Source organism: Massiliimicrobium timonense, from assembly GCF_002160865.1.
Taxonomy (GTDB): Bacteria; Bacillota_I; Bacilli_A; order Erysipelotrichales; family Coprobacillaceae; genus Allocoprobacillus.
Map to the genome: position 1 here is coordinate 50,603 of NZ_NFLJ01000013.1, position 10,848 is coordinate 61,450.

Below are 10,848 nucleotides of genomic sequence, written 5' to 3' on the forward strand. Positions count from 1 at the left end.
CTAAGATATAAAATGTATTTAAGTGAGGTGTTTTGCTTATGATAGAATTTCAAAATGTTTACAAGTCATTTAAAGATAAACATGTATTGGAAGATATCAATTTTACAGTGAATGATGGTGAATTTGTTTGTTTGATTGGACCCAGTGGGTGTGGAAAAACGACTGCTTTAAAGATGATTAATCGGTTGATTAAACCAAGCCAGGGGACAATTTATGTAAATGGAAAGGATATTAGTGAGGAAAATGAAATTGAATTAAGACGTAATATTGGTTATGTTATTCAACAAACAGGATTATTTCCTCATATGACAGTGAAAGAAAATATTGAACTGATTCCAAAGTTAAAAAATAAAAATGATAAACATCTTTTGGAAAAAGTGAAAGATGTTTTAAATATGGTTGGTTTAGATCCAGATGAATATTTAGATAAGTATCCTGTTCAGATGAGTGGTGGTCAACAACAACGTGTAGGTGTTGCAAGAGCTTTTGCAAGTGAACCAGATATTATTTTAATGGATGAACCTTTTAGTGCGTTAGATCCTATTACGAGAAATCAATTACAGGATGAACTGTTGACATTACAAAATAGTGTTCAAAAGACGATTGTGTTTGTGACACATGATATGGCAGAAGCTATCAAATTAGCAGATCGTATATGTATTATGAGTGGTGGAAAGATTCAACAGTACGATACACCAGAACAAATCTTAAAACATCCTGCCAATGACTTTGTTTTAAACTTTGTTGGGAAAAAGCGTATCTGGGATTCACCAGAATTAATCAAAGCAGCAGACATTATGATAGATCGACCAATTACCTGTTATGATCGTTTAAAATGTGTAAAAGCTTTAAATATGATGTTTAATTCAAGCGTTGATAGTTTGATGGTAATAGATCGTCAGGGACATTTTAAAGGTGTTATTCATGCGGCTGATGCAGCTGATGAAAAAAATAAAGATGAAATTGTGGGTCATGTTATGCAAAAGGAATGTATCACAGTTTCTTCACAGGAATCAATCGTTGATGTTTTAAATATCACCAAAGAGAAGAATATGTATACAATTCCTGTTGTAGATGATGGGATCTTAAAAGGTTTAATTACCAAGAGTACCCTGGTTACAACGCTTTCTAAAAAATATGATGAAAGTGAGGGAGAATAATGCAGGCATTTATAGATTATTGTTCCCAAAACTATATGCAGATTTTTGATTTATTAATAGGTCATGTTCAATTGACTGTTATGGCTATTTTGATTGCGATTATTATAGGTGTCCCTTTAGGTATTTTTATTACTTATTTTAAGCCATCTAAAAAACCAATTATGGCATTAGCAAATATTATTCAGGCGATTCCATCAATGGCCTTATTAGGTTTTATGATTCCTCTTTTAGGCATTGGAACAAAACCAGCCATTGTCATGGTGATACTTTACTCTTTATTACCTATTATTAAAAATACAGTCACAGGACTGGACAATATTAACGGAGAAACTTTAGAAGCAGCTAAAGGTATTGGTTTAAATAAATTTCAGGTTTTATATAAAGTTCAGATTCCATTAGCTGCACCTGTTATCATGGCTGGTGTCAGAGTCAGTGCAGTTAGTTCGGTTGGTTTGATGACTTTGGCAGCTTTTATTGGCGCTGATGGTTTAGGATATTTGGTTTATGCGGGTATTCGAACGGTCAATAATGCTCAAATCTTAGCTGGAGCTATACCTGCCTGCTTACTGGCATTACTTATAGATTATATATTTTCTATTTTAGAGAGATTAGTCACACCAAAGAGTTTCCAATTATCAAAACCAAGATCCAAAATGAAAGGTATATTGGATAAAGTTGTCATTGTTATTTCATGTCTTGCTTTAGCAGCCAGCTTTGTTTATACAGGCTTAGCAAAGACAAATGGCAGTCAAGTCATTAGAATTGGAAGCATGGATTTTACTGAACAAGAGATTTTAAATTATATGTTGAAGTATTATATTGAAGGGAATACAGACATAGATGTGGAACAGTCATTATCTCTAGGTTCAAGTTCTATTGTCTTAGATGCTGTGCGTACGGGATCCATTGATATGTATGTAGAATATAGAGGAACAATTTATGGTAATGTCTTAGGAAATGAACCTAATGGAAATGTTGATGAAGTCTATAACACTGTCAAAGAACAGATGAAAGAACAATATGATTTAAATGTTTTAGATTCTCTAGGCTTCAACAATACTTATACACTTGCGATTAGAAAAGATACAGCTGAGCAGTATCATATCAAAACAATAAGTGATTTATGTAAAGTTTCTCAACAACTCACATTTTCACCAACATTAATGTTTATGGAAAGAGAAGATTGCTGGGTAGGATTACAAAAAGCATATCCTATTCATTTCAAACAGACTGTTCCTATTGATGGAGCACCACGTTATACAGCATTAATGAACAATGAATGTGATGTCATTGATGCTTATTCAACTGATGGACTATTAAAGAAGTTTGATTTACAGGTTTTAGAAGATGATAAAAATTTCTTCCTGCCATATCATGCGATACCGATTGTCAATAATACTATTGTTGATGAATATCCAGAAGTTGTTGATTTGATTAATCAGTTACAGAATTATTTAAATGATGATGTTATGGTAGAATTGAATTATCAAGTTGATGAATTAAATAAGAAAACAAGTGATGTTGCAAAACAGTTTTTAATTGAAAATAAATTAATTAATGAGTAGGAATTCCTACTCATTTTCTTGAAGAATTCATATTTTTTCAGTACAATAAGCCAGTATGAAAGGATGATGGTTTTGAAAAAAAGATGGTTTATTATCACTTTTATTGTTGTTTCTATTCTTTTAAGTGCTGGATATGGAGTAGGGAGTTATTTTGTAAATTATGCATTATCGCCAAGTAGTTCTTCTGATCAAAGAGAAATAGATGAAAGTGATGAAGTTCAACTCAGTGATTCTGTTCAAAAACAGATTGATCAAAATCAAGAAAAAGAAATGGTGAAAGGGATTGATTTTGAAAGTCAAACGAAACCTATGATTGTGAGTAGTGATGATTCACTAAATTTAAAAGGTAAATATTTAGATCATGAAAATACACACCAATGGGTCATTTTGATTCATGGTTATAAATCAAGTAATGAAAATATGATGTCTTATGGGGCAACTTATTATGAACATGGATATAATGTTGTCTTACCAGATAATCGTGCTCATGGGAAAAGTGATGGAGAATATATTGGTATGGGTTGGCTAGATAAAGATGATATCGCCTGTTGGGTTAACTGGATTATTGAAAAAGATAATCAAGCTCAAATTATTTTACATGGTGTTTCAATGGGTGGAGCAACAGTGATGATGGCTTCAGGAGATCATTTACCACATGTGGTTGGATATATTGAAGATTGTGGTTATACAAGTGTGTGGGATATTTTTGCTAGTGAACTGGATAAGCGTTTTTCTTTACCAACATTTCCAGTATTAGATATTTCCAATTTTATGGCACAAATAAGAGCAGGATATGATTTTAAAGAGGCTTCGAGTTTAGAACAGGTTAAAAAAGCGAATGCACCAATGTTATTTATTCATGGGGGTAAAGATGATTTTGTGCCTGTAGATATGGTTTATGAAGTCTATGATGCTTGTCCTACGACGAAAGAGCTTTATATTGTAAAAGAAGCTGGTCATGCTCAAGCAAAAGACTATGATGTTGAAGACTATTGGAATAAAGTGTTTGATTTTATTGATCAAAACATTTGGAAAGATGGAACATTATGAGTGAAGCAAGTGTTATTCAAAAGAGTATAAGACCACAAACTAAAGATACTTTGAAAGAAGATTTTCAAAAGATAGGAATACAAAAAGGAGATATTGTTTTAGTGCATTCGTCCATGTCACAAATAGGATGGATTGCTGGACGAGAAATAGCTGTGATTGAAGCATTAATTGAAACAGTGGGAGAAGAAGGAACAATTGTTATGCCAAGCTTTAGTGGAGAAAACAGTCAGCCAGAATTGTGGCAAAATCCTCCTGTTCCAGCCGATTGGATATCTGTGATTAAAGATTATATGCCTCCTTTTGAATGTGATAAAACACCAACAAGAGAAATGGGAAAGATTGCGGAAGCCTTTTGGCATTATCCTCAAGTTTTGCGTTCCTATCATCCAGAAGTATCATTTAGTGCTAGAGGAAAAATGGCAAACATGATTGTTGAAAAACATCCATTATCACCAGGATTTGGCAAAGATTCACCTTTACAAAGATTATATGACTTGAATGCACATGTTTTACTATTAGGAGTCAGCTATGAGCATTGTACTTGTATGCATTTAGCTGAAGTTTGGCAAGAGTGTCCTCAATGGTATACCAATGGGGCAGCCATCATTGAAAATGGCAAACGTGTGTGGAAAGAGTTTTTAGAGATTGCTTATGATGATAGTGATTTTTTGGATATAGGTCAGGCTTATGAAAGCCAATATCATATCGAAGCTGGAACTGTGGGTTTAGCAAAAACGAGGTATTTAGAAATAAAACCTCTTTGTGATTTTGCATATGAATGGATCAAAGTAAATAGACTATAAAAAGGACAAAATTTTTGTCCTTTTTAAATAATCTGAAAATGTTTTAAAGCTTTGAAGATGCCATCATTTTTAACAACATCAGTGACATAAGTGGCTGCTTTTTTGGCTGCCTCTCTACCACTGCCTACACAGATACTTGTACCAGCACATTCAAACATAGGAATATCCACTTCAGCATCACCAAAAGCATAAATATCAACTTGATCTATTTGTAGATAATCTATTAATTGTTCAATGGCTTTCTTCTTATCAATATGAGGTAAAGCACAGTCACCAAATAAAGCTTCTTCTCCTTGTCCACCCCAAGTTAAACATTGAAATTGTGGAAAATGCTCTTTGAAATCAAGATAATCTTGATAACTATTTAAAATATAATTGATTTTTGTAATATTTTCTTGATACATGCTTTCAGGAAATGTCATCATTGGATAAATATCACGAATTTTAATATCACCTTGATGACCATATTTTTGATAAGTAGGAACCGCTCTTGTTTCAAAATCATGGGAACCATATAAACCATCATTCCCTTCCATGAAATAACATAAATCATGACAATCTAAATAATCAGTAATTTCTTTCACTTGTGCTAATGAAAGTTTTTGATCTTTTAGCACCTTTCCTTCACATTCAATATAAGCACCATTTCCACAAATCATACCACTGACTTCAATATCTCCTACAGTTGCACGATTACGTGTTCTTCCTGTCACAACAAATACATAATGTCCTAAATCTTTCGCTTGTTTTAATGCATCTTTGCAACTTTGAGGAACGGTCCCATCATAGCTGATCAGTGTACCATCAACATCAAATAATAGTAATTTTTTATTCATGATTTTCACCTTGATGAATATAGGCAAGAACTAAGCGATACGTATTTTCTACAGCTTGGATATGTGTTCTTTCCATACCATGTGAAGCATGAACGCCCGGTCCTATTAAAGCACCTTTGATGTTTTGTCCACCTCTTAAAGCAGCAGAAACATCACTACTATAGAATGGATAAATATCAACTGCATATTGTAAATTCTCTCTTTTTGCAAGTTCTATAAATGTAGATGTGATTTCATAGTCATAAGGACCACTGGAATCTTTCGCACAAATACTGACATCATATTCACTACAAGCTAAATCTTCTCCAATACATCCCATATCTACCGCAATCAATTCATCAACATTTGAATCAACATAGCTACTACCATGCCCCACTTCTTCAAATGTAGAAATCATAAAGTAAAGATTATGTTGAGGTTGAATATGATTTTGTGATAAATATTTCAAAACACCAAAAAGTATCGCAACACTCATTTTATCATCTAAAAATCTTGACTTAATAAATCCTGAATCAGTGAATGTTGTTTTAGGTTCAATCGCAATATAATCACCATTATCAATACCAAGCTTTTTTACATCTTCTTTTGTTTTAACGACTTCATCAAGACGAATATGCATTGTATCACATGATCTTTCTTTGTCTTTAGAATCTTTATAAACATGAGCAGCAGGTGAATTGGAAAGAATTGTTCCTGTATAAACATCATGATTTCTTGTCATAATACGACAATATTCACCATCTAATGTTGGAATAATAGGACCACCAACATTCGTAAAAGCTAAAGTTCCATCATCTTTAATACTTCTGACCATTAATCCTAGTGTATCAACATGAGCACAGAACCCAATTGTATAATCATCTTGTCCATCTACGAATATTTGTAGATTACCTTTTTTAGTCAGTTTTGTTTCAAATCCTAAATTTTGTGCTTCTTTTTGACAATATTCAATGACTTCTTTAGTATAACCAGAAGGACTGTCAATCGCCATAATATCTTTTAAAATAGAAAGTATGTATTCATTCATAAATTTTCTCCTCCTTGATGGGCTGCATTTATAATTTGTGATAAAGTGATTTCATTTAATTTTTGTTTATATTGATATTCAGCAGCATTTAAATAATCAACAATAAAATCTTCTGTTTCCTTAACCTTTAAATGAGAATCAAAAACCTTATCAACCAAATGTGTTGTTTTCACAAAAGGTTCTTTTCCTTCCATAGCTTCAAAAATATCCAATAAAGAAATATTTTCAAGCGATTTTGTTAAAACAAAACCACCACGCTTATTAGCCATAGATTGAATCAAACCAGAAACAACAAGTTGTCTGGTGATTTTTTTGAGATAAGAATCTGATACCAATAGTTTTTCACTCAGTTCATGACTTTTAATGGGTTTATCATTAGCACCTATTAAAAGTAATATACAAATAGCTTGTTCAAAACTCTTTCTAATCTTCATTTTCATCACCTTCCTTTCTATTTTAACAGAAAATCAATTCTTTGTATCTAAAAGAGTTGACAATTATAAGGAAATTTATATAATAATCTTTAGATATTTTATATCTATGGATATTAAATATCTAAAGATAATAAGAAAGAAGGGGTTTTATGCTTAAACAGGAGTGGAAGAATATTTTTCATCATACTTGGATGAAGGTCGTTCTTGTAGCGATTATTTTGATACCAAGTTTATATGCTTGTATTTTTTTAGGATCTATGTGGGATCCTTATGGAAATACAGGAAAGATTCCCGTAGCTGTGGTGAATCTTGATTTATCAGTTAAGTATGGGAATCGTACTTTAGATGTAGGGAAAGAATTGGCAGATCGACTCAAAGACAATACAAGTATGGATTTTCAATGCGTGGATAAAGATAAAGCACAGAAAGGATTAAAAGATGGTCAATATTATATGATCATTACTATTCCTGAAGATTTTTCAAAAAATGCAACAACGCTTCTAGATGAACAACCACAAAAAATGAAACTTCATTATGCAACGAATCCAGGAAGTAACTATATTGCTTCTAAAATGGATGATTCAGCAATCGAAAAAATCAAATCAGAAGTTTCACAAACTGTGACAAAAACATATGCTCAAACAATTTTTGAACAAATTACAACGTTAACAGATGGTTTAAAACAAGCCAATAATGGGGCACATCAATTATCTGATGGAAGTCAAGCATTGGTAGATGGAAACCAGTTGATTTCAGATAATCTTCAAGTTTTAGCAGACAGTACACTTTCATTTGAAAACGGAGCACAAACACTGACAAAAGGATTAAAAGATTATACGGAAGGTGTTTTAACAGTGCATAATGGTGTCTATACTTTAAAAGATGGATTGGACACATTGTATCAATCAACACAACCACTTCATGATGGAGTGGAGGCATTATCTCAGGGGTCTTCAGTATTAAACACAGGACTACAACAATATACAAAAGGTGTTTCAAGTGTTTATCAAGGAACACAACAACTTATGAAAAATCAAGAACCAATAACTCAAGGAATGCAAAGTTTGGATCAAGGAACTGATAAACTTATAGAAGGCAATCAACAGGTTTATCAAGGATTGAATCAACTCAATCAACAGTTATCTTCAATCAATACGGAACAAATACAAACAATCACACAGGCTAATGATTCTTTAAATCAAGCAACAATATTGTTGAATCAATTGATGTCTTCCAATCCATCAATGGCTCAAAAATGGATGAACCAAAAGTTAAGTGATGCAGAAGCCAAGAATATCGCTTTGAATCAACAAGATGTACAGTATCTTTTAACACATTATTCGTATATAGAATTAGAAAAAAGTGTAATCACAGGGAATCAAGAAGCTATCCGTCAATTCAGTACAAGTTTAACACAAGTGTATAAAAATACACAAAAACTAGAAAAAGGAAGCCAACAACTCCAAAGTGGTTTAGAAGACTTGAATACATCAGTGAGAACATCATTAATACCGGGTATTGAAGCTTATATGAAAGGTGTTAGTCAGATTCATGATGGCTTAGGAAAATTAGAACATCAAAATCAAACATTATTGCAGGGAAGTCAACAATTAACAGATGGATTATTATCGTTTAAACAACAGACACCAGCTCTTTTCGGTGGAATAGAACAATTAAATCAAGGAGTAAAAGCATTATATGATGGTACAACCACATTAATATCTCAAAATGAAACAATCATGCAAGGATCAACACAATTAACTCAAGGTTCAACACAGATTAAAGCAGGTGCAAAACAACTGAGTGATGGTTCATTAACATTAAGTGATGGTTTACAGACACTTCAAAATGGGACTCAAAAATTAGATGAAAGTTTGAAGGAAGGAGTAGAAAAGGCTAATTTTCATATTCAAGATTCAACGTTGGATATGATGTCCGCACCAGTAGAAACAAGTCATGAAGCGATTTCCACAGTCACAAACAATGGTCATGCGATGGCACCTTATATGATGAGCGTGGCTTTATATGTTGCTGCTTTAGCTTTTACACTTATGTATCCAATAAGAAAAGGTATAAAAAAAGCTTCATCACCATTCAAGTATTGGCTATCAAAAGCCTCTGTGATGTATAGTGTATCAACATTATCAGCTATCATTTTAATCACAAGTTTAAGATGGATATGTGGCTTTGAACCTCAACAATTATTGATGACTTATCTCTTTGCGATTATTGTTTCAGCTGCTTTTATGTCACTTGTGATGTTGTTGTCACTGACAACAGGTTATATAGGAGAATTTTTATTGTTAGTCTTTATGATTTTAAATTTAGGTGGATCAGCAGGAACTTATCCATTAGAAACATCAAATCTATTTTATCAATGGCTACATCCATTTGTCCCTTATACTTATAGTGTCAATGGATTTAGAAAAGTCATTAGTATGACAGAAATGCCCATTACAAATGAAATCATCATCTTTTTAGGAATTCTTATGATTTGTTCACTTCTTACAATTCTTTATTATCGTTTTAAAAATAAAGAAGATAAACATCTTATTCCACAGGCATTTGAAAAAGTTAATGAATAAATATGTATATTTCTTCATTCTTTGACCATGATATGAATATGGAGGTTAAGATGATGAAAAAAATATTAGCATTACTTTTATGTATGACTGTATTTACTGGTTGTAGTAGTCAGACAGATACATCGGATGATACAGCCAATAACAATCGTTCAACAGATAATGTGACAGAAAATGAAAATAACAATAACACACCAACTAACAAAACAGATGATTGGTATGCTCAATTTGAAAATGGCTTGAAAGAAGGAAACATTGATTATTCTTCTAAAAATGTCTTAGATGCAACAAATGTTGGTGGTGTAGAAGGTTATCGTTATGTAACGGATAATGGAAATATTGACGTTTATCGTTATGAAGATGGTGATGAGTTTGAACGTATCATGGATGAAAAAACAATTGGTGATGATAAAAAGAAAGTAGAAGTCAATGACCATATGGTGATTGTATCTGATGGGTTATCAGAAGATGTATTGGATATATTTAGAAATTTAAAATAAATAGGAAAGGTCTTGTAGAAATACAGGACTTTTTTGTACTGTTTGACTATAATATAATCAAAAAGAAAGGAAAAATCATAATGAAGCGTATCACAACAGGAACAGAAAATTTTAAAGAATTCATTGATAAGATTTATTATTATGTTGATAAGACAATGCTTATAGATGATGTCTTAAGCGATAAGGTCATGTTGTATACAAGCCCTAGACATTTTGGAAAGACATTAAACATGAGTATGCTTTATTATTTCTTTTCTAATAAGGAAAAAGAAAATGCTTATCTTTTTGAGGGTTTGAATGTATCAAAACATCAATATCTCATGCTTCATCAAAATTAATATCCTGTCATTTTTCTATCTTTGAAAGATATGAATGCAATACTTTTCAATCTCAGATTTATATTTTTGCCAATATCATTGCAAATATTGTTGATAAATATAGTGATATACAAAATAGTGATATAAACATCAATATTAATGAATTACATATGTCTTTAAAAGATATTTCATCTATTCTATTTAACTATTATCATCAAAAAGTCATCATTCTCATAGACGAATATGATGTGCCTTTACAGAGTGCCTATCATCATGGTTACTATGATGAAATGGTTGATTTTATAAGAAGCGTCTTTTCATCTGCATTAAAAACTAACGATGCACTGGAAAGAGGAGTATTGACTGGCTGTCTTAGAATATCTAAAGAAAGCATCTTTACAGGTCTTAATAACTTTACAGTGAGAACCATTATGGATGTAGAGGCATCTGATTGTTTTGGATTTACCCAAGAAGAAATTGATGAACTTTTGAAATACTATAATCTTATGGATAATCGTCAAGAGATGAAGGAATGGTATGATGGCTATCTGTTTGGAAAGACGGAAATCTATAA

General features: G+C 32.1%; 11 protein-coding genes. 8 read left to right on the forward strand and 3 right to left on the reverse strand.

Translation table 11 applies throughout. The features are described 5' to 3' along the window. Positions 1-38 precede the first annotated feature (38 nt). The 4 genes from B5E75_RS05780 (at position 39) to B5E75_RS05795 (ending at position 4,578) form a co-directional block, all read left to right on the forward strand. The gene (locus tag B5E75_RS05780) at positions 39-1,160 is read left to right on the forward strand and encodes a betaine/proline/choline family ABC transporter ATP-binding protein (protein WP_087296980.1); all 1,122 of its coding nucleotides are present in this window, start codon (positions 39-41) and stop codon (positions 1,158-1,160) included. Beyond that, positions 1,160-2,725 (forward strand): ABC transporter permease/substrate-binding protein, encoded by a 1,566-nt coding sequence (locus tag B5E75_RS05785; RefSeq protein WP_087357825.1) that lies wholly within the window; start codon positions 1,160-1,162, stop codon positions 2,723-2,725. The genes B5E75_RS05780 and B5E75_RS05785 overlap by 1 nt, the downstream gene beginning before the upstream one ends. Positions 2,726-2,791: 66 nt before the next feature. Continuing rightward, positions 2,792-3,775: an alpha/beta hydrolase gene (locus tag B5E75_RS05790; RefSeq protein WP_211962352.1), complete on the forward strand. Its 984-nt coding sequence runs from the start codon at positions 2,792-2,794 to the stop codon at positions 3,773-3,775. Continuing rightward, positions 3,772-4,578, forward strand: a complete 807-nt coding sequence (locus B5E75_RS05795; RefSeq protein ID WP_087357827.1) for an AAC(3) family N-acetyltransferase — start codon at positions 3,772-3,774, stop codon at positions 4,576-4,578. The genes B5E75_RS05790 and B5E75_RS05795 overlap by 4 nt, the downstream gene beginning before the upstream one ends. A 23-nt stretch (positions 4,579-4,601) precedes the next feature. On the opposite strand, the gene B5E75_RS05800 is transcribed toward B5E75_RS05795, so the two are convergent. The 3 genes from B5E75_RS05800 to B5E75_RS05810 are packed head-to-tail and all read right to left on the reverse strand — an operon-like array spanning position 4,602 to position 6,875. Further along, entirely contained in the window at positions 4,602-5,414 is an 813-nt protein-coding gene (locus B5E75_RS05800) for a Cof-type HAD-IIB family hydrolase (RefSeq protein WP_087357828.1), read from the reverse strand. Next, positions 5,407-6,441 carry a M42 family metallopeptidase gene (locus B5E75_RS05805; protein ID WP_087303440.1) on the reverse strand — a complete coding sequence of 345 codons (1,035 nt, stop codon included), beginning with the start codon at positions 6,439-6,441 and terminating at the stop codon, positions 5,407-5,409. Before B5E75_RS05805 ends, B5E75_RS05800 begins: the two co-directional genes overlap by 8 nt. After that, on the reverse strand, positions 6,438-6,875 hold the full coding sequence (locus B5E75_RS05810) for an RrF2 family transcriptional regulator (RefSeq protein ID WP_087357829.1): 438 nt from the start codon (positions 6,873-6,875) through the stop codon (positions 6,438-6,440). The genes B5E75_RS05805 and B5E75_RS05810 overlap by 4 nt, the downstream gene beginning before the upstream one ends. A gap of 149 nt (positions 6,876-7,024) precedes the next feature. On the opposite strand from B5E75_RS05810, the gene B5E75_RS05815 reads away from it, so the two are divergent. The 4 genes from B5E75_RS05815 to B5E75_RS14935 all read left to right on the forward strand — a co-directional run. After that, complete coding sequence (locus B5E75_RS05815; protein ID WP_087357830.1) at positions 7,025-9,460, forward strand: YhgE/Pip domain-containing protein; 2,436 nt, start codon at positions 7,025-7,027, stop codon at positions 9,458-9,460. A gap of 53 nt (positions 9,461-9,513) precedes the next feature. Continuing rightward, positions 9,514-9,957, forward strand: a complete 444-nt coding sequence (locus B5E75_RS05820) for a hypothetical protein (RefSeq protein WP_087357834.1) — start codon at positions 9,514-9,516, stop codon at positions 9,955-9,957. An 80-nt stretch (positions 9,958-10,037) separates the two neighbouring features. After that, on the forward strand, positions 10,038-10,295 hold the full coding sequence (locus B5E75_RS14930; RefSeq protein ID WP_087357831.1) for an AAA family ATPase: 258 nt from the start codon (positions 10,038-10,040) through the stop codon (positions 10,293-10,295). A gap of 77 nt (positions 10,296-10,372) precedes the next feature. Beyond that, positions 10,373-10,848, forward strand: a 476-nt coding sequence (locus B5E75_RS14935) for an AAA family ATPase (RefSeq protein WP_477376941.1), incomplete at its 3' end; no start/stop codon positions are given.